Origin of the sequence: Apibacter sp., assembly GCF_025291155.1 — a bacterium.
Taxonomy (GTDB): domain Bacteria; phylum Bacteroidota; class Bacteroidia; order Flavobacteriales; family Weeksellaceae; genus Apibacter.
Window position 1 is genome coordinate 21,398 of record NZ_JAMBJZ010000003.1, and the last position, 26,060, is coordinate 47,457.

Genomic DNA, 26,060 nt, shown 5'->3' on the forward strand with positions numbered 1-26,060 from the left:
TAAACAAATGAATTTTAATTTTCCAATGCTTGTGCGCCGCTCACTATTTCAATTAATTCATTAGTAATAGAGGCTTGTCGAGCTTTATTATAAGATATAGATAATTGACTTTTTAATGATTTAGCGTTATCTGTGGCTGCTTGCATCGCAGACATTCTTGCTCCATGTTCTGCCGCATTAGAATCCAAAATAGCTTTAAAAAGTTGAGTTTTTAAAGAGGTAGGAATAAGGTGTGATAAAATGCTTTCTTTAGACGGCTCATAAATATAATCATTTACCGTAGAAGTATTATTAGTAGTTTCAGGTAGTTCAATAGGCAAGAATTGTTCTACTTGTAAAAGTTGTACAACGGCATTTTTAAATCGGTTATAAATTAACTCTATTCTGTCATATTCTCCAGATACATATTTGTTCATTAAATCATCAGATATAGCTGAGGTATTTTCATAAGTAGGTGCATCCCAAAGTGAGCTACTGTTTTTATAAACTGATACTACTTTTTTTAAGTTTTCATATCCGTTTTTGCCTATAGTTAAAATATCCACTTGAATATTTTTATACTCATTGTCCAAAAGATTTTTAACTGCTTTAATTACAGTTGAATTGAAAGCTCCTGCCAATCCTTTATTAGAAGTAATGACAACAAGTAAAACTTTTTTAAGTTCTCTTTTTTTTATGTATTCAGCTCCTCCCGAATCGTTATCAAAAGAAGAACTAACATTGGATAATAGTTCCTGCATTTTTTCTGAATAAGGACGTAGCCTTAAAATTGCATCCTGAGCTCTTTTCAGTTTAGAAGAAGAAACCATCATCATTGCACTTGTAATTTGCATGGTAGAATTTACTGATGCAATTCGATTTCGTATTTCTTTTAATGTTGCCATTTTCTATTATCGTCTTTTATTTTTTTTAAGAATAATTTTTAACAACTCCAGCTATGATTTTATCTAAAGAAGACGTTATAGTGTCATCAATTTTTCCGGCTTTTAAAGTTTGTAATAAATCTGCATGTTGAGTACGTAATGTCTCCGTCAAATTTCTTTTAAAATCCTGAACTTTATTTACAGGAACTTCCCGTAGTAAATTTTGAGTTCCGGCATATATGATGGCAATCTGCTCTTCTACAGGCATTGGCGAATTTACAGATTGTTTCAAAATTTCCACATTTCTTTCGCCTTTAGCAATAACTGCAGCAGTAGCAGGGTCTAGATCAGAACCAAATTTAGCAAATGCTTCCAATTCACGAAACTGAGCTTGGTCGATCTTAAGAGTTCCCGATACTTTTTTCATAGGTTTAATCTGCGCAGAACCACCCACTCGAGATACAGAAATTCCAACGTTGATTGCAGGTCTAACCCCTGAATTGAATAAATCTGATTCTAAGAATATTTGTCCATCTGTAATAGATATCACATTCGTTGGAATATAAGCAGAAACGTCTCCGGCTTGTGTTTCAATAATTGGGAGAGCAGTTAAGGAGCCTCCACCTTTTACTATACCCTTTAAAGAGTCCGGTAAATCGTTCATATTAGAGGCTACTTCATCATTATTAATAATTTTAGCAGCTCGTTCTAATAGCCGCGAATGCAAATAGAAAACATCTCCAGGATAGGCTTCACGACCCGGTGGTCTTCTTAATAATAGAGAAACTTCACGATAAGCAACTGCTTGTTTTGAAAGGTCATCATAAATTATTAATGCAGATCTTCCAGTATCTCTAAGAAATTCTCCAATAGAAGCTCCGGCAAAGGGAGCATAAACCTGCATAGGGGCAGGGTCTGATGCATTAGCTGCAACTACTACGGTATATGCCATTGCTCCCTTATCTTCCAAAGTTTTTACGATTTGTGCAACTGTAGAAGCTTTCTGAGCTATAGCAACATAAATGCAATAAACAGGTTTTCCCTGATCATAAAATTCTTTTTGATTAAGAATAGTATCGATAGCTACCGTTGATTTACCGGTTTGACGATCTCCAATTATTAAATCTCTATGTCCCCTTCCTATGGGAATCATTGAATCTATAGCTACAATACCTGTTTGTAAAGGTTCATTTACGGGCTGACGAAATAATACTCCGGGAGCTTTTCTTTCCAAAGGCATTCTAAACAAATCTCCGGTAATCGGTCCTTTTCCGTCTATGGGAGCCCCTAAGGTATCAACAACTCTTCCTATCATGCCTTCCCCTACATCAATAGAGGCAATGGTTTTAGTTCTTTTAACGATATCTCCTTCTTTAATACCGTTGGATTTACCCAATAGAATTACTCCTACATTATCTTCCTCTAAATTCTGAACCATTCCTTCCAAACCATTGGAAAATTTTACAAGTTCTCCTTGTTCTGCATTACTAAGTCCATAAATCCGTGCAATACCGTCACCAACTTGTAAAACAGTCCCTACTTCGTCAAGGGAAATATTTTGATCAAAATTTGATAATTGTTGTTTTAAGATTGCAGAAACTTCTGCGGGTTTTATATCTGCCATTGTGGTCTATATTTATAAGTTATAGGTAAAATATTAAAATATTTTATTACTTAATTTTTTCTGAATATTATTTAATTCTGATTTTACGCTAGCATCAATTTGCTGGTCATCAATACGTAAAATATATCCTCCGATCAATGATTCATCAATTTTATTTTCGATTATTGCTTTTTCTTGATTGATCTTAGGATAGGTATTTAAAATTTGACTTGTTGTTTCTTTATCTAATAGAAAGGTAGAAACTATTTCTACACGCTGTATACCATTATATTTATCGTACAATTCCAAAACTTGTTGTGCTATTTCCAATAAATCATTTTCCCTTTTATGTTTTACAACAAGAGTGATAAAATTACGAGAAGTAGGGGAAAAAGATTTAAAAATCTCATTTATGATTTGAACCTTTTTAGGGGTTTCAATAATCGGAGATTTTAAAAAAAATTGTAAATCTTTACTCTGTCTGATTAAGTCAGTTAAAGAATGCATTTCTTTAACGATTGCTTCGCCTTCATTTAAAGATAAAGCATATTCCCATAATCCGGTTGCATAACGTTTGGCGAGTTTTACAACTGACATATTAGTTCAATTTAGCTTGGTTAACTAATGATTCTATAAGCTTTTTTTGTTCTTCAGGATTAGATAATTCTTTTTGAAGAATTTTTTTTGCTATATCGATGGATAAATCTGCTACCTCACTTTTTATTTGATTAATGGCAGATATTCTTTCAGCATTGATAGTATCTTTTGCAGATTGAATAATTTTGTTACCCTCTGCTATAGCTTCATCTTTTGCTTCGCTGACAATTTTATCTTTAATTTCGCGAGCTTCTTTCAATATGGCGTCTCTTTCCATACGAGCTTCTTTCAAAATCTGCTCATTCTGAGAGGTAAGTTTTGCCATAGCTTCTCGCGCATTTTTTGCTTCATCTAAAGATTTCTGTATTGAATTCTCTCTGTTTTCTAAGGCTTTTAAAATGGGATTCCATGCAAATTTCCTTAAAATAATTAATAAAACTATAAAGGAAATGGTCATCCAAAATATTAAGCCGATTGAAGGAGTTAATAAATCCATATTTTATATCTTTTTAACTTTTTATAAAAGAGTTTACCTAAATTATTAAAAGAAAACTCGAATAACCAACCGTTATCATTTCGAGTTTTCTAATATTTTTCTTCTTACTTAATCAACGATACAACAATTGCAAATAATGCAACTGCTTCAACTAATGCTGCTAAGATTAATGCAGAAGCTTGAATTTTACCTTGAGCTTCAGGTTGTCTTGCAATTGCTTCCATCGCTTTTCCTCCGATAAGACCAATTCCAATCCCTGCTCCAATAGCAGCTAAGCCTGCTCCTATTACTGACATTCCCATATTATTATGTATTAAAAATTAATGTTCTTCATGACTATCCTCTGTTGCCATACCAAAGTATAGGGCAGACAAGGTTGTAAATATATATGCTTGTAAAGCGGTAACTAAAATTTCGATTACACTTATAAAGACAACTGCAACGACAGAAACCGGGGCTACAAAATATGATTTGAATATAAAAATTAGTGATATTAAACTTATAATTATTATGTGTCCAGCAGTTATATTAGCAAATAATCGTACCATTAGAGAAAATGGTTTTGTAAAAATACCAATAACTTCTATAGGTGCTAAAAATAGTTTCATGGGAACGGGTACTCCGGGAGTCCAGAATATATGTTTCCAGTAATTTTTATTTCCACTAATATTGGTTATTATAAATGTGATAACCGCTAATGTAAAAGTTACTGCGATATTTCCAGTTAGATTAGCTCCAAATGGGAAAAAAGGAATTAATCCCATAACGTTATTTAACCATATAAAGAAAAATACCGTTAGTAGATAGGGCATGTATTTTTTATATTTTTTTTCTCCTATATTAGGGATAGCTATTTCATCTTTCACAAATACTACTAAAGGTTCGACTACTGCAGCTACTCCTTTAGGAACTCCATTGTATGCACTCGATTTATAATATCGAGCTGCTGTAATAAATACAACAAGCAGTATTAATAGCGAAAGCCACATGGAAAAAATATTTTTAGTTATAGAAAAATCTAAGGGTGCTTTATTGATCGGATGATGTTGATCATCAAGATGCATAATCTTAGATGACTCAATTATATATTCACCGGCATTATTTTTTCTTGTATTTGCATAATATATCTTTTCGTGGAACTTTACAAAATTCATTCCCTTTTTTTCTATAATAACTTCTCCGTTATCATCTCCCTTAAATTCTTTTGAAGAAAAGGTAACAATACCCTTATCAGTCCAAAGAATAACAGGCAAATAAAGGGTGACATCTTCGCCCCAAATTTCAAATTGATGAGCATCCTTCACGTGATGCATCGCAGTTTCAGTGGGGTTAAATGTTTCTGAATCATTATTTTTTGTGCCTTCAGCAAATGTGAAGTTTAAGGTAAAAACTAAAACTAAAAAGTTAACTGCAAGTTTTATCATATTATTCAGATTCATAAATATGCAAATATACTCATTTTTAAATCACAATCCATGTGTATGACTTTTTTCATATTTCATTATATATTTAAAAGAAACTATGATTTATATTTTCATCTTTGTTTTCTCAATATTTGACGAATGATAGTAATTAGTCCAATAGCTATTCCCAATAAAGTGAAAATTATTGTAAATAGTGGCTTCATGGATAGATATTGTTCATCAAGATAATGCCCTATTCCTGCAAATAGTAGGATAGTTACCATAAGCTGAATACCTAATCCGGAATAAAAAGCATAATCTTTCATTTTAATTGCACAATTTCTCTTACAAATTTACAAATTTTAATAGAATAATGCTACTTTTTCAATACTAAAAGGGTGATAGGGGATTTATACTATATTAATTTATAAAAAGGTATATTTGAATAGCTGTATTTACTTAAAATTGAATTAAAATTTGTAGTTTTAAGAACTTATACTTAACTTTGCAATCCATATTTATGGAAAGGTTACGCAATTATGATATTTTGTTTTCGTCATTAAAGCTTGGAAGCCATAGCTTTACGATGGATATTGAACAACCTTTTTTTGATTTGTTTGATTTTACACAAGAATTCAAAGGGCCAGAAATAACGGTTAATGTTGAACTAATTAAGCATTCTTCGTTTTTAGAATTGAAGATAAAAACTGAAGGTGTTGTGATGTTAATATGTGATATTTCTGGTGAGGAATATGAACAAGTTGTAAAGAATGAAATCAAAACATTAGTCAAATTTGGTGATGCCTTTGACGATACTAATGAGGAAGTTTTAATATTACCATTAGGTTCCCATAGCATAAATGTCGCTCAATTGATTTATGAAAGCGTGCTTTTATCCATACCAATGAAGCATGTTCATCCTAAATATTCTGAAGGATATGAGGACGAATATACAAGTTTACTTGAAAAGTATGGCCTGTCTGATGAAGAAGGCAAATAATATATAAAATTAAAAAAATATTTAAGGAAGAATTATGGCACATCCTAAAAGACGTCAGTCATCTACAAGAAGAGATAAAAGAAGAACTCACTACAAAGCGTCAGTTCCTCAATTGGCTAAATGTTCAACAACCGGAGAATTACACTTGTTTCATCGTGCACACTGGCATGAGGGAAAATTATACTACAGGGGAAAGGTAGTTATGGAAAAGAATGTAGAAGAAGTTGAAGAATAATTCTATAATCTTAGAATATAAAAATATAAAATAATGTTACCATTTAATTAAATTTTAATTAAATGGTTTTTTTCTATATAAAATTAATATATTTCCATTACATTTGGAAAATTAAATTAAAAGTTCTAGCTCATGGACATTAAAGAAATTCAAAATTTAATTAAATTTGTATCTAAATCAGATGTTGCAGAAGTAACATATAAAACAGATGAATTCGAGATTTCTATAAAGACTAATAACGGTTCGATAGTTTATGCACCAGAAGTTTCTCGACCTATGCCAACGATAGCAAATCATCCAGCAGCAGCTACGCCAACTGTAACTAGTAATCAACCTGAATCTTCACAAGCTGAAGAAGATACATCTAAGTATGTAACTATTAAATCTCCTATGATTGGTACATTTTACAGAAAACCGTCTCCGGATAAAGAAGTGTTTGTAAATGTAGGAGATACTGTAAGTGCAGGAAGTATTGTTTGTGTGATAGAAGCAATGAAATTATTTAATGAAATAGAGTCTGAAGTTTCGGGAAAAATTGTTAAATTTTTAGTAGATGATGCTTCTCCAGTAGAATTTGACCAACCTTTATTTTTAGTTGATCCATCTTAATTAAATTAATCAAAATTAAAAGTCAAAGTGTATGTTTAAAAAGATTTTGATTGCTAATAGAGGTGAGATAGCCATGCGTATTCTTAGAACAGCAAAAGAAATGGGTATAAAAACCGTTGCTGTTTACTCTACGGCAGATGCCAAAAGTTTGCATCTACGATTTGCTGATGAAGCAGTATGTATTGGACCAGCAGCAAGTAAAAACTCGTATCTTAAACAACTTAATATTTTAGCAGCTGCAGAAGTTACTAATGCAGATGCTATTCATCCGGGGTATGGATTTCTTTCAGAAAATGCAAATTTTTCAAGGTCTTGTCAAAAGATGGGTATTAAATTCATTGGTGGTACTCCCGAAAATATTGAAAGAATGGGGGACAAGGCTTCTGCCAAAGCAACCATGAAAGAAGCTGGAGTTCCAACTGTACCTGGCTCAGATGGATTAATAGCGTCTTATGAAGATGCTGTCAAAATTGCTAAAGAAATAGGTTATCCTGTAATGCTTAAAGCAACTGCAGGAGGGGGAGGAAAAGGAATGAGAGCAATATGGAAAGAAGAAAATCTAAAAAGTTCTTGGGACTCCGCTGTTCAAGAAGCTGAAGCTGCATTTGGGAATGGAGGTATGTATATGGAAAAGCTTATTGAAGAACCTAGACATATTGAAATCCAAATAGCGGGTGATAAGTATGGCAAAGCCATTCATTTGTCTGAAAGAGATTGTTCAGTACAAAGACGTCATCAAAAATTGGCAGAAGAAACACCTTCTCCATTTATTACTGAAGATTTACGCAAAAAAATGGGAGATGCCGCTGTTAAAGCAGCTGAATATATCGGTTATGAAGGAGTGGGTACTATTGAATTTTTAGTTGATAAATATAAAAATTTCTATTTTATGGAGATGAATACAAGAATTCAAGTAGAACATCCCATTACAGAACAAATTACCGATTTAGATTTATTAAAACTTCAAATAGAATTAGCTGCCGGAGCTAAAGTTCCTAAAAATAATTTTTATCCTCAAAGACATTCTATAGAATGTAGAATTAATGCGGAAGATGTTTATAATGATTTTCGCCCTTCACCAGGAAAAATTGTTACGCTAAATATACCAGGTGGAAATGGAGTTAGAGTTGATACTCATGTATATTCCGGATATACAATTCCACCATTTTACGATTCCATGATAGCTAAATTAATAGTTACCGCTCCTACTAGAGATGAAGCAATTATAAAAATGAAGAGAGCATTAGATGAGTTTTATATTGAAGGAGTAAAAACTACCATTCCATTACACAGGCAACTTATGGATGATCCTAATTTCCTTAAAGGAGATTATACGACAAAATTTATGGAAGATTTTGTTTTGGATAGAAAATACGAATACGATCTTTAATTAAGATCTTATTTGAAACAAAATATATAGATAACTTTATAAATTTAAAAAAGGAAATTAAAATTATTTTAATTTCCTTTTTTTATTTTTATAATTCGTCGTCATCTATAAGTTCTTCATCTTCATAAGAATCATCATCTTCATAGGAATCATCATCGTCATCAAATTTAATATTCATATCAACGTCTTCTACCTCACTGAAATCATCAATATTGGATGGAGAAATAAACTTTTTATCAGGAGCTTTTAACGGCATTTTTCCAAAGCGATATACAGTTAAAGGATATACGCCGATAGCTTTTCTATCAATAACTTCTAATAGTTCCACATAAAAAGACCACATTTTCATAAAGTCGTAGACGAACAGCATTTTATCTCCAACTTTAGTGAAAGCTTCATTGATATAAATATCAGACATGGTTTCTCCTTCCCCATCTTCATCCATATCTTCTAAAGGAATTTCCTTTCCTTGTGTCCAATTATCATCGGACTTATAAAATGAAGCTAATTCATCACCTTGTAAACTAAAAGCACTTTTGATACCTTCATATAAATTCCACAAAGTTTGCAAATCCTTAATCTCAATATCTCGAAAAACGTCCCCTTCAGTTTCAAGAATTACTCTAATCTTATAAATCATATAGTCTAGCTTTTTCGTTTTAAATTTAATTTTTTTCCTAATTGTAACATATAGTTATATGAGTTTTTATAATCATTTTTTATAGTACCCTCTAATATTCCTTCTTTGATTGCTTCTTTAATGTTTCCTATTTGCTTTCCTTCAATTATTTCGAAAGCTTCCATAATGTCATGTCCGGTGATTGGGGGCTGAAAATTTCTAATTTTATCTTTTTCTTCAACTTCTTTAATTTTTTCTTCTACATAATCAAAATTCTGTTTAAAACGCGTTTGTTTTTTTAAATTTTTAGTAGTTATATCGGCTTTACAAAGTAAAAATAAATCTTCTAAATCATCGCCCATATCAAATAATAATCTTCTTAGTGCACTGTCTGATGCTTCATCAGTGATAAGTGATATAGGTCGTGAGCTATTCTGAACTAATTTTTGAACGTATTTTAAAGGGTCACCAAGTGGTAATTTAAGCCTTTTAAAAATAGACAGTACCATTTTACTTCCGACAAATTCATGAGAGTGAAAAGTCCAACCTATTTTTTTATCGAATTTTTTTGTACGTGCTTTTCCAATATCATGTAATAAAGCTGCCCATCTAAGCCATAGATTAGTTGTATTTTTACTTATATTATCAACCACCTCTAATGTATGGTAAAAATTATCTTTATGTTTTTGACCTTCTACTTCTTCAATACCTTGCAAGTCTGTTAATTCGGGTAAAAAACGTTGTAGAAGTTGTACTTCATATAATAATTTTAGACCGATGCTTGGCTGTGCAGCCATCATAATTTTATTGAATTCGTCGGTAATTCTTTCTTTAGATAATATATCAAAACGTTCTGCATTTTGTTTGATAGCATGAAAAGATGACGATTCTATGCTAAAATTTAATTGAGTAGCGAAGCGAATAGCTCTTATCATCCTTAATGGATCGTCAGAATAAGTAATTCTTGGTTCTAAAGGGGTACGTATAATTTTCCTTTTTAAATCATTCAGGCCATCGAAAGGGTCAATTAGTTCACCAAAATTATTTTCGTTTAAGCTGATAGCTAATGTATTGATGGTAAAATCTCTTCTGTTTTGATCATCTTCAATTGTACCTCTTTCAACTGAAGGTTTACGACTATCGTAGGTATAGCTTTCTTTTCTTGCTCCGACAAATTCCACATCATAATCTTTAATATGTATCATAGCTGTTCCAAATCGTTTGAAAATGGATACTTTAGGCTTAGACTTTAATTCATCCGCAATAGCTAAGGCTAATTCAATGCCACTACCTTCCGTAACGATATCAATATCTTTAATTTTCGGTCTTTCAAGAAGAAGATCACGAACAAATCCTCCTATGACAAAAGTTTGTTGATTCTTTTTAGAAACAACATTTGATATCAATTTAAAAATAGGATTTTGTATTGCGTGAGTTAAATTCATCTAATTACTATTCTCTAATTACTTTAATTCGCCCATCTTCAGATAGTTGTATTATCGAAGATGATGCGTATTTCTTAATTTCTTCGTGGCGCAAATTTATTATATAATCTACACCTTCCAAAATTTTGGAGGAAATTGATGAAAAATTTTCAGGAGAAGATTCACCACTTATGTTTGCAGAAGTGGAAACTATTGGTTTATTGAGTTTTGAAATTAATTTTTTACAAAACGGATCGTGTGTTAAACGAATTCCTATTGTATTTTTATCTGAAATAAGTGTTTTAGGTAAATTTTGAGGATTATCATATATTATGGTTAAAGGTTTGTTTGACAAATCAATTAAATCCCAAGCCAATGATGGAACATTAACATATTCTTGCAATCGTCTTTCGGACTCCACAAGTATAATTAAATTTTTAGTTTTATCTCTTTGTTTTATTTTGAAAACTTTTTCAATAGCATCTACATTGGTAGCATCGCATCCGATTCCCCATATAGTATCGGTGGGATAAAGAATTATTCCGCCTTTTTTTAAAATTTCAACTGCTTTTTCAATTTCTATTTTTTCCATAATTGTTTAAAATACAAATATAAAACGGCATTGTTATATAAAATTAATTTTTATATTTTTTATTTATAATTATTTTTCTAAAATTTATATATATTCCTCAATGTAATTATTTTAATTAGTAAAAAAATATATAAATAATTGCTAGTCATCAAAGAGACTGTTATATTTGCAAATTAAATGAAAAATACATTATTATAATTAAAACTTACCAATGAAAGGAAAAGGACTTGTTAAATTTTTTGCGATTGTTCTTGGATTAATATGTTTAGCGGAATTATTTCCTACATTATATGTTAATCGTATAGAATCAAAAGCAAATAGTTTATCTAACGGAACGGAGGCGAGTAGAAGAGCTGAGTTGGAAAAATTAGCTAAAGACACTTTGAATCTCGGAATTGTCAAGATGAATTATTATGATGCTAAGAAAAATGAAATGCAGTTAGGGTTAGATCTTAAAGGAGGTCTCAATCTATTGCTTGAAATTTCCGAAAAAGATTTGCTTTTAGATTTAGCTGATAATTCTGAAAATCCTGTATTTAGAAAAGCGCTAGAGATTGCTACTTCTGAAGAAGTTAAATCTAGGAATACTTATACCTCAAATTTTTTCAAAGCATTTCAAGTAGCTAAAATCGAATTGAATCAGTCAAATTTACAATTATCTTCTCCTGAAGTTTTTGGTACAAGAGATTTAGCAAATCAAATTCAACATAATACTACTGATGAAGATGTTGAAAAATATATTTCTGGAGTTATAGAGTCTAAAGTAACTAAAGCTATAGATGTTATTAGAGCTCGTATAAAGAAATTAAATATTGACGAACCCAATATAGCACGTGTTCCAGGGACGGGAAGAATTTTAGTTGAGCTTCCGGGAGTGACTGATGCAGATCGAGTTAAAAAATTGCTGCAAACTTCTGCAAGATTAGAATTTTGGGAAGTTTATGACCAACCTACAGCTTGGGCCTATATAATGGACGTGAATCAAAAAATTGCAGACAATAAATTAACAAGTTTATTAAAACTGTCAAATAGATCAAATGCTTTAGCCGTTGCAAAATTATCGGACACTGCTGCTATTAATAAGATTATATATTCAGATAAAGCTAAAAAATTATTACCGGTAGGTCTTCGGTACATAAAACTACTTTGGGCATCTAAACCAGATTCTAAATCAAATAATGAACTTGAATTATATGCTATTAGAGGAACCAAAAATAATAAAGCACCTTTAGTGGGAGCGGTAACTGAGGCAAGTTTAACTTTTGATCAGTTTAATAGGATACAAATTGGTATGCAAATGGGGCCGGAAAGTGCTTTGGTTTGGAAAGGTATGACTGAGAAAAATATAGGTAAACCTATTGCTGTAGTTTTAGATGATGTAGTATATACTGCACCTAATGTTAATTCGATTATTCCTAATGGTCAATCCGTAATTAGTGGTAATTTTACAGAAAGAGAAGCTAATGACTTGGTTGACGTTTTAAAATCGGGAAATCTCCCTGCTAAAGCTAAAATCATTCAATCGGAAGTTGTAGGTCCGACTTTAGGACAGCAATCTATAAATAATGGTTTACTATCTATAGTTGTTTCTTATGTATTTATACTAGCTTGGATGATATTCTATTATGGAAAAGCTGGTTTATATGCTAATATAGCTTTAATATTAAATTTATTCTATTTAATAGGAATTATGGCTTCAACGGGAGCTGTTTTAACTCTTCCGGGAATAGCAGGTATGGTACTTTCCATGGCGATGGCAGTAGATGCTAACATTATTATATTTGAAAGGGTTAAAGAAGAATTAAGAAGAGGCAGACCTTTAAAGCAGGCCTTCATGGAAGGGCAAAAACATGCGCTAGCAGCGATTATAGATGGAAACTTAACAACTTTAATTGTTGGAATTGTTTTATTATTTAGTACCGGACCAATAAAAGGATTTGCAGTTACTTTAGTTATAGGAATTTTCTGTACATTGTTTACAGCAATTTTCATTACTAGTATGTTTATTTACGGCTCAATGGAAAAAGGTAAAAACTTTTCTCTTGCAACTAGTATAACTAAAAATTGGTTTACTAATGTCCATTTTAAATGGATGGAAAAAAGAAAATATGCATATATTTTCTCATTAATTATAATGGTTGTTGCACTTGTATCAATGTTTACTAAAGGCTTTGATAAAGGTGTCGATTATACGGGAGGAAGAACCTATGTTATTAAATTGGAAAAAAATATATATCCTGAGGAGGTTACTGCTTCTTTAGAGAAATTATTTACTAACGAAGGTGAGTCATCCAATATAAATGCTAAAAAGTATGGGGAAGGTAACCAAGTAAGGATCACAACCAAATATGGTATGGATAGTAATGATCCAAATATTGATGTTGTAATACGTGAAAAGCTATATTCAGGATTAAAAAAATATCTACCTACCAATTATTCTAAAGATAATTTTGTTAAAGGTTCGCCTTATGGTATTCAATCCAGTTCAGAGGTTGGTCCTACTGTAGCAAGTGGTATTGTTAGAAACGGTGTTATTGCCGTATCCATTGCATTAGCAGGTATTTTCCTATATATCTTGGTAAGATTTAGAAATTGGCAAATGTCTACAGGAGCTGTTGCTGCCTTATTACACGATTCAATTGTGGTCATGGGGGCATTTTCTGTATTGAGCTGGTTGAAGATTATTCCTTTTTCAGTTGAAATCGATCAATCTTTTATTGCTGCGATTCTGACAATTATTGGATATTCTATTAATGATACTGTAATTGTATTTGATAGAATTAGAGAAAATAAGAAAAATAATGCTCATCATCTTATGACATTGGAAGAATTGTATAATGATGCCATTAATCATACCTTAGGAAGAACTATTAATACTGGAGTATCCACTATTATGGTAACAGTAATTATTTTCTTCTTTGGAGGTGAGACTTTACAAGGGTTTATGTTCGCTTTATTTTTAGGTTTTACTTTTGGTATGTATTCTTCAATTTACATTGCATCTTCTTTATCTTACGATTTAACTAGATACAAATATGATAAAGAAGCATCTAATCCTAAATTATCTTCATCTGTAAAATAAATAACTAAAAAAATATAGTTAAAAAGGATCTTGTTATTCAAGATCCTTTTTAATTTATATAAATTATTACTTATGAATAAATAAAAGGTGATTTATAAATGATATTATTAAATATTTGATAATTTATAAAAGAATGGTTTGATAATAATTAAATATTTATTAAATAAGAAAAATACATTTGATAAAGTTGTAAATTTGTAAAAATTAAATCTATATACAGTGAGTTTTGGAGAAATTATAGTTATATTATTGGTTGTAGTATTATTATTTGGTCCGGATAAAATCCCTGAAATAGCTAGAGGCTTAGGCCAAGGAGTACGTGCTATGAAGGATGCTACCGATAATATAAAAAGAGAAGTTATGTCTCAGATAGATGATAATGGGGCTGTCAAACAAATTGAAGACGAGATAAGTGAGGCTAAAAAAAATATGGATAAAACATCGAACGAAGTTACTAATAATTTGAATGATCTTTTGGATGATACTATCGATGGTCCTATTAAAAGAAAATGATGGATAATTTAATAGAATGGGACGTAAAATTATTTTTATATTTAAATAATTTAGGAACCCCTAAGTTTGATTCTTTTTGGTTACTTATTACTAATGAATACTATTGGATTCCAACTTATGTTTTTATTTTTTTAGTGATATGGGAGAAATATGGTTGGAAAAAAGTCTTTATAATCGGAGCAAGCATTGGAATTATGATATTACTAAGCGATACGACATCTTCTATATTTAAAAATTGGATACAGCGTCCTAGACCTTGTAGAAATCCTGAATTGGATGGATTGTTTAGATTGGTTATCGAAAAATGCAGAGGATCCTATTGCTATTTTTCTGCTCATGCTGCTAATTCGTTTGCTTTAGCTACTTACTTATCCATTCTTTTTTATAGAAACCATAAATATGCACCAATTTTATTATTTTCCTGGGCTTTATTAGTTTCATATAGTAGAATATATGTAGGAGTTCATTTTCCTCTAGATATTCTTACAGGTACATTTATAGGGATTTTAACAGGGTGGATATTTGGAAAAACATTAAAGTATATACTATAATTATTTGGATGATTTTTTAGGATTAAAAACAAAAGGAAAAATAATAAATATAATTAAAGAATAAGTAGCAAAGGTAAACCAAACATATGGCCAATTTGTTATACCATTTACAGTAAAATGTTCAACTACCCATCCACTTCCATAACTTCCTAAAATTGCACCTAATCCATTAGTCATAATCATAAATAAACCTTGAGCGCTGGAACGAATGCTTTTATCTGTTTCGTTGTCTACAAATAATGATCCGGATATATTGAAAAAATCGAAAGCCATTCCATATACAATCATTGAGATAATTAAAAGATAAATTTTATTTTCAGGATTTCCTAAACCGAATAAACCGAATCGTAAAAACCAGGCAAACATACTAATCATAATCACTTTTTTAATTCCAAATTTTTGTAAAAAGAAAGGAATTAATAAAATACATAAGGTTTCAGATATTTGTGATATGGATAATAAAAGATTAGGATGCTTAACGCCGAATGAATTTGGATAAGTAGATTTAAAACTATCTAGAAATGGTCCACCGAAAGCATTGGTTATTTGTAAAGAGCAACCCAATAGCATGGAGAAAAAGAAAAATATAGCCATTTTTTTATTTTTTAATAAAACAAAGGCATCTAAACCTAAAGCATGTACCAATCCTTTATTGTTATTATTTCTGGTTGGAGGGGTATTCGGCATAGTGAAAGAATATAGAGCCATAATAATTCCCGCCCCCGCGCTGATAAAAAGCTGCACTGAATTTCTTGCAAAACCTAAGAAATCTACCGTCCACATTGCAGCAATAAAGCCTACGGTACCCCATACTCGTATGGGAGGAAAATCTTTTACTGAATTTAATCCATTTTTTTCAAGAGCATTATAAGAAACTGAATTAGTCAATGAAATTGTTGGCATATAAAAACAGGTATGCAAAAACAGATAAAGATAGAATATATGATATTCTTTAACTTGTGATGCCATAAAGATAAATATGGCTGCTAAAATGTGACTTATTCCTAATACCTTTTCAGCATTTAACCAACGATCAGCAACTATACCAAGTAAACCGGGCATAAAAAGTGAAGTAAATCCCATAGTTGCAAATAAACTGCCAATTTGAATTCCAGTAAATCCTAATCCACCTTCATTAACAGGCAATCCTGCATATCCTCCTAAGGAAATCAACCAAGCACCCCATATATAATATTGTAGAAAAACTAGAATAATTAGCCGTAATTTTATATTCATGTCTTTAGGTATTTTGATCAGTAGCTAAGATAGTAATAATTTTTTGTGAAAAAGAAAACAAAATTGATGATATTTAAATCTTTCTTTAAGGCTTAATTTTAATTTCGAATTATTTTTAATGATACATTTGACAATATTAAAATTATTCCTATAATAATTATTTATAAATTATATGTAATAATTGCGAATTTCTTTTTTTTATATATTTTTTCCGAACATCTATTCAATACAATTATTAGACTAAAAGAGAGTATATAAATAATTTTTTTAATGATTCCATTTTTAACACTTATTTAAAATATACTAAGTATTACTAATTATGTCATTAAATATTTTTATTAGTAATGATTTCTTTACCATCTACATCTAAACTGTATATTTTCAACTATTTTTAAAGAATTATTTTCTGTATTGTTGATGAAATATGGTTCGTTTCATATTTTAGATTTACTAATTAGATAACTTCTCTAACTCCAACTAAATTACCATTAACCATACTGGAAAATATTTATCAAGATAGTCCTACTTGAAACAATCATTTACTATTTAAAATAATTGATTTTCTATCTACAATTCTTTCAAATAATCATAATTAGCTTCATATATTGGATAATATAAGTTGTGATAAAATATCCTTTTTATTTTATTTATATAATTTTGGATAAAAAATACTGATTTACACAATCAATAAATACATGTAATCGATACTGTTCATATCTTGATTTATTATAATAGAAATTGGTTAGTTTGAAAAAATTAAGATGTTATTTTATATACTTTTTTGATAATTGAAAATATTTATGAAATTTTAATAAATATAAAATGCTTTTTTTATTTTAAAATTAAAATAAATTAAATGATTTATATTTTTTGAGATACCTGCAAAATCAAATTTATTTAACGACAGAAGTAAAAAATATTTTTCAAAAAAGTGGCATTATTTTGTATTTTTTGTAAAAAGTTATATTTTTGCACCGGCAAGTCCTGCACAACCAGCTCCTGTGAATCCTCCAGGGTGGGAACGCAGCAAAGGTAAACGGTTGTAGCGGTGTGATGCAGGTAGCTTGCCTTTTTTTATTGGTACTGACTGAACTATCCTAAACTATATAAACTAAATCATTTAAATTTTAAAATTATGTCTGACCAATCTTCTCCAAAATATATATTTGTTACAGGTGGTGTTACTTCTTCGCTTGGGAAGGGAATTGTCGCTGCTTCTTTAGGTATGCTACTAAAAGCCAGAGGTTATAAAGTAACCATTCAAAAGTTGGATCCCTATATAAATATTGATCCGGGAACATTAAATCCCTATGAGCATGGAGAGTGTTATGTTACTGAAGATGGAGCTGAAACCGACCTGGACTTAGGTCATTACGAAAGATTTTTAAATAGTCCTACCAGTAAAGATAATAATGTTACTACCGGTAAAATATATCAAACTGTTATTGACAAAGAAAGAAGAGGAGACTTTCTAGGTAAGACCGTACAGGTTATTCCTCATATTACTAATGAGATAAAGAGAAGAATTAAAATATTAGGGAAAAAAGGAGATTTTGATATTATTATTACTGAAATAGGAGGAACGGTAGGAGATATAGAATCATTACCCTATGTAGAAAGTGTCCGTCAATTACGTTGGGAATTAGGATATCAAAATTCCATTGTAGTTCATCTGACATTAATTCCTTATTTAGCAGCGAGTGGAGAGCTAAAAACTAAACCGTCACAGCATTCCGTACGTCAACTGATGGAATATGGAGTACAAACTAATTTTTTAGTTTGCAGAACTGAATGTTCAATTTCCAAAGAAGTACGATCAAAACTTGCTTTATTCTGTAATCTAAATATAGATAATGTTATAGAAAGTAAAGATCTTCCAACCATTTACGAAGTTCCTTTGTACCTACAAAATCAAAATTTTGATGCTTTAGTATTAAAAGAATTAGGTTTATCTACAGATAAGAAGCCGGACTTAAAGCAATGGAACGATTTTTTGGAAAAATATAAAAATCCTAAAAATAACGTTGAAATAGCTTTAGTAGGTAAATATGTTTCGCTACAAGATTCTTACAAATCTATTGTTGAAGCATTGATACATGCAGGAGCTACTTTAGAAACTAAAGTCAATATTAAATGGATATACAGTGGAGATCTCACCTACGAAAATATTTCCGATTACCTAAAAGATGTAGACGGAGTAATTATTGCTCCGGGTTTTGGAGATCGCGCCATAGAAGGAAAAATAGTTGCTTGTCAATATGCTAGAGTAAATAAAATACCTATCTTTGGAATTTGTCTTGGGATGCAAATTGCAGTAATTGAGTTTGCAAGAAATGTATTAGGATATAAAGATGCCGATAGTGTTGAATTTAATTTACAGACGTCAGCACCGGTTATATGTCTTATGGAAGAGCAAAAAAATGTTTCCAATAAAGGAGGTACTATGAGACTAGGAGCATGGGCATGCAAATTGAAAAAAGGTTCAATTGTTGAAAAAATCTATAATTCTCAGAATATAGAAGAAAGACATAGACATAGATATGAACTCAATAATGAATATATAAATGAATTCGAAAACAATGGTTTAGAGGCTATTGGAACTAATCCGGATACCGGTTTAGTAGAAGTTATTCAAGTAAAAAATCATCCGTTTTTTATAGGAGTACAATATCATCCGGAATATAAAAGTACTGTAGCTTCTCCGCATCCGTTATTTATGGCATTAGTTAAAGCATCTCAAAATTATCAAATAAATAAAGTAAAGAATGCAACAAGAAAGCAAATTTGATAAAAACCAGCTGATTGGTTTTATTCTTATAGGGATTATTCTAATCGGATTTTTGGTTTATTCCAATAATCAGCAAAAAAAAGCTATAGATGAAGCTCAAAAAACTGAACAGCAAGTAATCAACTCTGAAAATAAAGTTCAGATATCACATGAAAAAATAGCATCGGTAAAGCCAGATTCATTAGCTCAGGCAAAATTAGAATTATTACCTTTTTCAAATGATGAAATAGATGTAAAAATAAGTACATTAGGTGCGCAATTGCGTGAAGTACGTTTAAAAAAATGGACGGCTTACGATAAAGATAATGCATCACATAAAAAACCCTTATTTCTTGTAAATAAAGACAATACGGATTTTAATATTTCTTTCAAAGATAAATCGGGTAAAATTATCAATACAAGAGATTTGATTTTTACACCTTCAAAAGAAGGAAATGTAACTGTTCTTACCGCCAATTTAGAAAATGATAGCTTTATACAATTTCGTTACGCATTAAAAGGTAAATATTCTTTAGAATTTCAAATTCTTACGAAAGGATTATCACAAATTACCAATCAGCAAGATGCCATGTTAAATTGGAATCAAAATGCAATTGCGCTGGAGAAAGGAAAGTCGCAAGAAACAACCTATACAGAATTTAGATACAGCTTAAACGATTATTCGCAGACTGATTACGATACCAACGGATTTACTGAAGATAAAGATAAAATTGATTGGATAAGCATAAAACAACAATTCTTTGCTACCATTTTAGAAGCTCAGAATGGGTTTTATAAATCCAAAGGAACTCAAGAAGCAGAAAGAGATAATCCCGATTATCTTAAAAATTTCTCCTTTACGAGTATAGTTCCCGTTCAACAAGGAGAAATTAATCAAAAATATACCTGGAACTTTCTTCCATTAAACTATGATTTGCTAAAATCTTATAAAGCCGATAATGGAGATAGTAAACAATTCTACTATAACATTCCTTTTGGATGGATGAAATGGTTATGTATATTTTATTTATGGATTTATGAATTCTTGTCAAAATTCGGAATTGCTGCAGGATGGATTATTTTCTTAATGACCATCGTTGTTAAATTAGTTACCTCTCCAATTATGTATAAACAATACATACAAGGAGCAAAAATGCGAATACTTAAACCAGAAATTGATGAATTAAATGAAAAACATAAAAATTCTGATCCGCTAAAGAAGCAACAAGCAACTATGGATTTGTACAGAAAGGTTGGAGTAAATCCTTTAGCAGGATGTTTACCTGCCTTAATACAAATACCTATTTTCTATTCATTATTTCGATTTTTCCCGAATAATATAGCTTTAAGAGGACAATCCTTTCTTTGGGCAGATGATCTTACTGCATATGATTCTATTTATGAATGGACTACACATATACCTATATTATCAAGTATTTATGGGAATCATATAAGTTTATTTACTATACTTTATTGCTTAGTACTATTAATTTATACTAAAATGTCCACTTCTACGATGCAAGCACCAACGCAAGAAGGTATGCCCGATATGAGATTTATGATGTATCTGATGCCGGTTATGTTTATTTTCTGGTTAAATTCTTATGCCTCTGGTCTTTCTTGGTATTATTTGGTGTCCAACGCAATCAATATACTTTTAATTGTATTAATCAAAAACTTTTTGATTAACGAAGAAAAGTTACATGCAAAAATGCAGGAAAACAAAGCCAAGCCTAAAAAGAAAAAAAGTAAATGGCAAGAGAAAATGCAAGCAATGTTGGAACAAGCTCAAGAACAACAAAAACAAATTCAAAAACAAAAAATGAATCAAGCTAAAAATAGAGATAAATAAAAAGTTAGTATTTTATTTAGATAAAAAATCAGCCAAGGGGGCTGATTTTTTTTATTTTTGTATAATATAAATATAATAATATAAACTTACCATGAATTACCGTATTGAGAAAGATACTATGGGAGAAGTTCAAGTTCCCGGAGATAAATATTGGGCAGCCCAAACTGAAAGATCAAGAAATAATTTTAAAATTGGTCCCGAAGGATCAATGCCTAAAGAGATTATAGAAGCATTTGGTTATTTAAAAAAAGCAGCGGCCTATGCAAATAGCGATTTGGGAGTATTACCGGTTGAAAAAAGGGATTTAATTGCTAAAGTATGCGATGAAATTATCAAAGGCGATTTAAATGATCAATTTCCATTAGTTATTTGGCAAACCGGATCCGGCACCCAATCTAATATGAACGTAAATGAAGTCATATCTAATAGGTCACTGGTATTAGGAGGCGGAAAATTGGGAGAAAAAAGTCCGATACATCCTAATGATGATGTAAATAAATCCCAATCATCAAATGATACATTTCCTACAGCGATGCATATTGCAGCATACAAAAAAGTAGTAACTCATACCTTGCCTGCAGTTGAAAAATTAAAAAACACATTACAAGAAAAATCAGAAAAATTTAAAGATGTAGTTAAAATAGGAAGGACACATTTAATGGATGCTACTCCATTAACACTTGGACAAGAATTTTCAGGATATGTAGCCCAATTAGAACATGCCATAAAAGCTATCAAAAATACCCTATCACATTTATCAGAATTAGCTCTAGGAGGAACAGCTGTTGGTACCGGTTTAAATACCCCTAAAGGATATGATGTAAAAGTGGCAGAATACATTTCCAAATTTATAGGTTTACCATTTATAACAGCGCCCAATAAATTTGAAGCTTTAGCAGCACATGATGCAATAGTAGAAACCCATGGAGCTTTAAAACAATTAGCAGTATCTTTATTTAAAATAGCTCAAGATATACGATTACTAGCATCTGGACCAAGAAGTGGGATAGGGGAGTTATTTATACCCGAAAATGAACCAGGATCTTCCATTATGCCCGGTAAAGTCAATCCTACACAAAATGAAGCAATGACCATGGTTTGTGCTCAAGTACTTGGAAACGATACAACAATATCATTTTCAGGAACTCAAGGAAACTATGAATTAAATGTCTTCAAGCCAGTTATGGCCTATAATTTTTTACAATCCGCACAATTATTAGGAGATGCTTGTAATTCTTTCCACGAACATTGTGCGATCGGTATTGAACCCAATTATTCAAGGATAAAACAATTAGTAAACAATTCATTAATGCTGGTAACAGCTTTAAATACACATATAGGCTACGAAAACGCTGCAAAAATTGCAAAAACAGCACATAAAAATGGTACCACACTAAAAGAAGAAGCTATTAACTTAGGATTAGTTACTGCCGAACAATTTGATCAATGGGTGAAACCAGAAGACATGGTCGGAAGCTTAAAATAAAATAATAATTTTAATCAAGCTAAGATCTGAAATTTTTGAAACAGAGTATTATAAATCAACGTAAACCGGCAATAATCAAGTATACTGGTATTATTTTTGAAAAATTGATAAGTAGAATTTATTAAATACCAAAGTTTAAATAACCATATTTAAAAATATAGATAAAGCAAAAAATGTGGATATAAAATAAATATTTAGCTTATTCTTTGTGAGAAGAAGATTAGCTACAAATTTAATAAAAATTAAATTTTAAATCAATATAAGATAATATGATATATATCTATTTATATATGTCCATTTATTAATGCAAAATCCACAAATGATTAGTATATTTGTATGATCTTAGAATGTAAAAATTTATAAAAAAACATGTCTAAAAACATTAGTAAAATAAAGAAAATAGGTGTTTTAACCTCCGGAGGGGATTCTCCGGGAATGAATGCTGCCATAAGATCAGTTGTAAGAGCTGCTAATTATTATGGAATTGAATGTTGTGGAATAAGGATGGGATATGATGGACTAATTAATGATTTAGTTGTTGATTTAGGTCCTCGTTCAGTTAGAAACCTAATTAATAGAGGAGGAACTGAACTTAAATCTGCAAGATCCGATGAATTTAGAACAATTGAAGGAAGAGCTAAAGCTGCACAGACAGTTAAAAAACATAATATAGATGCATTGGTTGTTATAGGAGGAGACGGATCGTTTACGGGAGGAACAATATTTCAAAAAGAACAAGGAATTCCTTTCATTGGAATACCGGGAACTATTGATAATGATATATTCGGTACGGATTTTACCTTAGGATATGACACAGCACTCAATACCGTAGTTGATGCGATTGATAAGATCAGAGATACGGCAACTTCTCACAATAGGGTTTTCTTTATAGAAGTTATGGGAAGAGATGCCGGATTTATAGCACTCAATAGTGGAATAGCTACTGGAGCCTTAGATATACTTATCCCAGAACAAAAAGATAGTATAGAAGATTTGTTTGCTTCTTTCGATAATGCTAAACAAAAAGGTAAAACTTCCAGCATTGTAGTAGTTGCAGAAGGAGAAAAATTGGGAGGTGTATATGATTTAGCTAAATTCACTAAGATGAAATATCCTGAATTTGACGTTAAAGTCACTGTATTAGGTCATATTCAACGAGGTGGATCACCAACTGTTGCGGATAGAGTTTTAGCTTCAAGGCTAGGAGTAGCTGCAGTTGAAGGGTTAATGGCAGGTAAATCGAATGTTATGGCAGGTATGCAATCAAGTAAAGTTGTTTTTACTCCAATAGAAGATGCAATAAAAAAACATAATGAAATAGACAAGGATCTTATAAAAGTAGCCGATATCCTTTCTACATAGATAAAATAAAAAATTAATTTAAATAACGTTAAAAAGAAGTATTATGTCAAAAATTAAAATTGGTATTAATGGTTTCGGTCGTATTGGAAGATTAGTATTCCGTGCTGCTCAACATAATGAGAATATAGAAGTTGTTGGTATTAACGACCTTATTGATGTTGAATATATGGCCTACATGCTAAAATATGATACTGTTCATGGTAAATTTGATGGAACAATAGAAGTTAAAGACGGAAAGCTAGTAGTAAATGGAAAAGCAATCAGAGTAACTGCTGAAAAGAATCCGGCAGACCTTAAATGGGGAGACATCGGAGCAGAATATATAGTTGAATCAACAGGATTATTCCTTACTAAAGATAAAGCACAAGGACACATTGATGCAGGAGCAAAATATGTAGTTATGTCTGCGCCATCTAAAGACGATACTCCTATGTTCGTATGTGGTGTAAATGATAATACCTACGTAAAAGGGACTCAATTTATTTCAAATGCATCATGTACTACAAACTGTATATCACCGGTTGTTAAAGTACTGAATGATAAATTTGGTATCTTAGAAGGTTTAATGACTACCGTACATGCTACCACTGCAACCCAAAAAACTGTTGATGGTCCGTCAGCTAAAGATTGGAGAGGAGGTCGTGCAGCAGCAGGAAATATAATTCCATCTTCAACAGGAGCAGCAAAAGCAGTAGGAAAAGTAATTCCTTCTCTAAATGGAAAATTAACAGGTATGGCATTCCGTGTACCTACTTTAGATGTTTCAGTAGTAGACTTAACAGTTAACTTAGCTAAAGAAGCTACCTACGATGAAATTTGTAAAGCAATGAAAGAAGCATCTGAAGGTGAATTAAAAGGAATATTAGGATATACAGATGAAGAAGTAGTATCTTCAGACTTTATTACAGATCCACGTACATCAATCTTTGACGCCAAAGCAGGTATTCAATTAAGTCCTACTTTTGTTAAAGTAGTTAGCTGGTATGATAATGAGTGGGGATATTCCAATAAGGTTGTGGAATTGATCCAAAGAATTGCTAAAATAAACGGATAATATCCATTTATTATGGTTTTATAAAGTTAAACAATTATATAAAAAGCTATCTTTTTTAAGATAGCTTTTTTATTTTCAATAATTTATTGAAAATAAGTATATTTTAAAATAATATAGAAAAATACAAAATTTAAAAATTAATTAATTCATTAATAAAAATGAAATCATATCTTATAAAATAGGATATTGTACACATAAAAATTATTAGTGATTAAAATTGTGACAATCAAAAATGTGTTATTTTAAACCTAATAATCTTTATTGAATAGTATAAAAGTATAATAGCATTAAAGATATATGCAAAAAATTACACAAAAACACAATTAAAAGTAGGAATATAAAAAATAAATAGTATCTTTGCTATCTCAAATAAGATTAACGAATATAAAGATATAAGATAACAACCGATGAAACGTACATTTCAACCTTCAGAAAGAAAGAAAAGAAACAAGCATGGTTTTCGTGAGAGAATGGCATCAGCTAATGGAAGAAAAGTCTTAGCAAGACGTAGAGCAAAGGGAAGAAAGCAATTAACTGTTAGTGAATATAGAGCTAAAAGATAATAAGCTTAGAAAATATCGAAAATTTAAAAAGACTGCTATGTATATTAGCAGTCTTTTTTATTATATAATTTAAGTTAACTTATATTATAATCATATTTAAAAAATATCTTCTTTGAAATATAAAAAAGTAGGATAGAAGATTAAGATAGGGGCGAGGAATTTAAATAACTAACACAATAATATGATAGTAATCAAATTCTAAATATAATAAAAGAATAAGTTATAATATAAAGATGAATGGAAAATGAATTAAAGAGATGAGTGAGGGATGGGAGGAAAAAATTGAGTTATAAAAAAGGGAAATAAGAATAGTACTAAAGAGTAAGAAAGAGAGGGGGGGAATTAAAAAAAGTTTAAAAAAAATTTCAGGGTATAAATATTTGGTAGTCAGGTGTATTTATCTTTATAGGTAAAAAAAGATTAAAAAAAAGATTAAAAAAAACTTGCAAGTAATAAAAAAGTGAGTATCTTTGCACCCGCAAGTCAGGAATAACGGATGATTAAAAAGTTAAGAATGGCGAGCGAAAAGAGAAAAAGATCGTTGAAATAAAAAGTTTAAAAGCTTACAAAAATAAAGTAGCAAAACAGAACCTGGAAGAGAAAAGATTCTTTTGAGTTTTGGAGAAGACAAGCATTGTTAAGATAAAAGAATTACAATGGAGAGTTTGATCCTGGCTCAGGATGAACGCTAGCGGGAGGCCTAACACATGCAAGCCGAGGGGTATTTTGGAGCTTGCTTCAAGAGAGACCGGCGTACGGGTGC

At 30.7% G+C, this 26,060-nt stretch carries 24 protein-coding genes, 1 rRNA gene and 1 other RNA gene; 15 read left to right on the forward strand and 11 right to left on the reverse strand.

Annotated elements, in window-relative coordinates; genetic code table 11:
* Positions 1–14: 14 nt before the first annotated feature.
* The 7 genes from atpG to M3Z80_RS00810 form a co-directional block, all read right to left on the reverse strand.
* Positions 15–884: an ATP synthase F1 subunit gamma gene (atpG, locus tag M3Z80_RS00780; protein WP_293916590.1), complete on the reverse strand. Its 870-nt coding sequence runs from the start codon at positions 882–884 to the stop codon at positions 15–17.
* 25 nt (positions 885–909) lie between these two features.
* Positions 910–2,487, reverse strand: a complete 1,578-nt coding sequence (gene atpA / locus M3Z80_RS00785; protein ID WP_293916592.1) for a F0F1 ATP synthase subunit alpha — start codon at positions 2,485–2,487, stop codon at positions 910–912.
* A 33-nt stretch (positions 2,488–2,520) separates the two neighbouring features.
* Entirely contained in the window at positions 2,521–3,063 is a 543-nt protein-coding gene (gene atpH / locus M3Z80_RS00790) for an ATP synthase F1 subunit delta (protein ID WP_293916594.1), read from the reverse strand.
* A gap of 1 nt (position 3,064) precedes the next feature.
* Positions 3,065–3,559 (reverse strand): F0F1 ATP synthase subunit B, encoded by a 495-nt coding sequence (locus tag M3Z80_RS00795; protein ID WP_293916596.1) that lies wholly within the window; start codon positions 3,557–3,559, stop codon positions 3,065–3,067.
* Between the two features lie 104 nt (positions 3,560–3,663).
* The gene (gene atpE / locus M3Z80_RS00800; protein ID WP_055425716.1) at positions 3,664–3,861 is read right to left on the reverse strand and encodes an ATP synthase F0 subunit C; all 198 of its coding nucleotides are present in this window, start codon (positions 3,859–3,861) and stop codon (positions 3,664–3,666) included.
* Positions 3,862–3,879: 18 nt separating this feature from the next.
* The gene (gene atpB / locus M3Z80_RS00805) at positions 3,880–4,983 is read right to left on the reverse strand and encodes a F0F1 ATP synthase subunit A (RefSeq protein ID WP_293916603.1); all 1,104 of its coding nucleotides are present in this window, start codon (positions 4,981–4,983) and stop codon (positions 3,880–3,882) included.
* A gap of 110 nt (positions 4,984–5,093) precedes the next feature.
* Positions 5,094–5,288: an AtpZ/AtpI family protein gene (locus M3Z80_RS00810; RefSeq protein ID WP_293916605.1), complete on the reverse strand. Its 195-nt coding sequence runs from the start codon at positions 5,286–5,288 to the stop codon at positions 5,094–5,096.
* Positions 5,289–5,482: 194 nt separating this feature from the next.
* Here M3Z80_RS00810 and M3Z80_RS00815 point away from each other — a divergent pair, with 194 nt between their 5' ends.
* The 4 genes from M3Z80_RS00815 to accC all read left to right on the forward strand — a co-directional run bounded on the left by M3Z80_RS00815 (position 5,483) and on the right by accC (position 8,196).
* Positions 5,483–5,962: a YceD family protein gene (locus M3Z80_RS00815; RefSeq protein ID WP_293916608.1), complete on the forward strand. Its 480-nt coding sequence runs from the start codon at positions 5,483–5,485 to the stop codon at positions 5,960–5,962.
* 34 nt (positions 5,963–5,996) lie between these two features.
* The gene (rpmF, locus tag M3Z80_RS00820) at positions 5,997–6,197 is read left to right on the forward strand and encodes a 50S ribosomal protein L32 (protein ID WP_293916610.1); all 201 of its coding nucleotides are present in this window, start codon (positions 5,997–5,999) and stop codon (positions 6,195–6,197) included.
* A 132-nt stretch (positions 6,198–6,329) separates the two neighbouring features.
* Positions 6,330–6,806, forward strand: coding sequence for an acetyl-CoA carboxylase biotin carboxyl carrier protein (gene accB, locus M3Z80_RS00825; protein WP_293916612.1), 477 nt, complete (start codon positions 6,330–6,332; stop codon positions 6,804–6,806).
* A gap of 31 nt (positions 6,807–6,837) precedes the next feature.
* Positions 6,838–8,196 (forward strand): acetyl-CoA carboxylase biotin carboxylase subunit, encoded by a 1,359-nt coding sequence (gene accC / locus M3Z80_RS00830; protein ID WP_293916614.1) that lies wholly within the window; start codon positions 6,838–6,840, stop codon positions 8,194–8,196.
* A gap of 88 nt (positions 8,197–8,284) precedes the next feature.
* Here accC and M3Z80_RS00835 read toward each other — a convergent pair whose 3' ends face one another.
* The 3 genes from M3Z80_RS00835 to M3Z80_RS00845 are packed head-to-tail and all read right to left on the reverse strand — an operon-like array spanning position 8,285 to position 10,816.
* Positions 8,285–8,836 (reverse strand): IS1096 element passenger TnpR family protein, encoded by a 552-nt coding sequence (locus M3Z80_RS00835; protein WP_293916616.1) that lies wholly within the window; start codon positions 8,834–8,836, stop codon positions 8,285–8,287.
* A 5-nt stretch (positions 8,837–8,841) separates the two neighbouring features.
* Positions 8,842–10,260: a CCA tRNA nucleotidyltransferase gene (locus M3Z80_RS00840; RefSeq protein ID WP_293916618.1), complete on the reverse strand. Its 1,419-nt coding sequence runs from the start codon at positions 10,258–10,260 to the stop codon at positions 8,842–8,844.
* A 7-nt stretch (positions 10,261–10,267) separates the two neighbouring features.
* Complete coding sequence (locus M3Z80_RS00845; RefSeq protein ID WP_293916641.1) at positions 10,268–10,816, reverse strand: L-threonylcarbamoyladenylate synthase; 549 nt, start codon at positions 10,814–10,816, stop codon at positions 10,268–10,270.
* A gap of 226 nt (positions 10,817–11,042) precedes the next feature.
* Here M3Z80_RS00845 and secD point away from each other — a divergent pair, with 226 nt between their 5' ends.
* The 3 genes from secD to M3Z80_RS00860 all read left to right on the forward strand — a co-directional run bounded on the left by secD (position 11,043) and on the right by M3Z80_RS00860 (position 14,977).
* Positions 11,043–13,913, forward strand: coding sequence for a protein translocase subunit SecD (gene secD / locus M3Z80_RS00850; RefSeq protein WP_293916620.1), 2,871 nt, complete (start codon positions 11,043–11,045; stop codon positions 13,911–13,913).
* Between the two features lie 219 nt (positions 13,914–14,132).
* Entirely contained in the window at positions 14,133–14,426 is a 294-nt protein-coding gene (locus M3Z80_RS00855) for a Sec-independent protein translocase subunit TatA/TatB (protein WP_293916622.1), read from the forward strand.
* Entirely contained in the window at positions 14,426–14,977 is a 552-nt protein-coding gene (locus tag M3Z80_RS00860) for a phosphatase PAP2 family protein (protein WP_293916625.1), read from the forward strand. The genes M3Z80_RS00855 and M3Z80_RS00860 overlap by 1 nt, the downstream gene beginning before the upstream one ends.
* On the opposite strand, the gene M3Z80_RS00865 is transcribed toward M3Z80_RS00860, so the two are convergent.
* Entirely contained in the window at positions 14,978–16,213 is a 1,236-nt protein-coding gene (locus tag M3Z80_RS00865) for a nucleoside permease (protein ID WP_293916627.1), read from the reverse strand.
* 975 nt (positions 16,214–17,188) lie between these two features.
* Between M3Z80_RS00865 and ffs the strand changes: the two genes are divergently transcribed.
* The 8 genes from ffs to M3Z80_RS00905 all read left to right on the forward strand — a co-directional run.
* An RNA gene (ffs, locus tag M3Z80_RS00870) (signal recognition particle sRNA small type) lies at positions 17,189–17,286 on the forward strand.
* A gap of 62 nt (positions 17,287–17,348) precedes the next feature.
* The gene (locus M3Z80_RS00875; protein ID WP_293916629.1) at positions 17,349–19,001 is read left to right on the forward strand and encodes a CTP synthase; all 1,653 of its coding nucleotides are present in this window, start codon (positions 17,349–17,351) and stop codon (positions 18,999–19,001) included.
* A complete protein-coding gene (gene yidC / locus M3Z80_RS00880) occupies positions 18,979–20,832 on the forward strand; it encodes a membrane protein insertase YidC (protein ID WP_293916630.1) in 1,854 nt (617 codons plus the stop codon). The genes M3Z80_RS00875 and yidC overlap by 23 nt, the downstream gene beginning before the upstream one ends.
* A 91-nt stretch (positions 20,833–20,923) precedes the next feature.
* Entirely contained in the window at positions 20,924–22,318 is a 1,395-nt protein-coding gene (gene fumC / locus M3Z80_RS00885; protein ID WP_293916632.1) for a class II fumarate hydratase, read from the forward strand.
* 369 nt (positions 22,319–22,687) lie between these two features.
* Positions 22,688–23,680 carry a 6-phosphofructokinase gene (pfkA, locus tag M3Z80_RS00890; protein WP_293916634.1) on the forward strand — a complete coding sequence of 331 codons (993 nt, stop codon included), beginning with the start codon at positions 22,688–22,690 and terminating at the stop codon, positions 23,678–23,680.
* A gap of 43 nt (positions 23,681–23,723) precedes the next feature.
* Positions 23,724–24,734, forward strand: a complete 1,011-nt coding sequence (gap, locus tag M3Z80_RS00895) for a type I glyceraldehyde-3-phosphate dehydrogenase (RefSeq protein ID WP_293916636.1) — start codon at positions 23,724–23,726, stop codon at positions 24,732–24,734.
* A gap of 407 nt (positions 24,735–25,141) precedes the next feature.
* Positions 25,142–25,297 carry a 50S ribosomal protein L34 gene (rpmH, locus tag M3Z80_RS00900; protein ID WP_055425699.1) on the forward strand — a complete coding sequence of 52 codons (156 nt, stop codon included), beginning with the start codon at positions 25,142–25,144 and terminating at the stop codon, positions 25,295–25,297.
* A 653-nt stretch (positions 25,298–25,950) separates the two neighbouring features.
* A 16S ribosomal RNA gene (locus tag M3Z80_RS00905) occupies positions 25,951–26,060 on the forward strand; the annotation flags it as partial.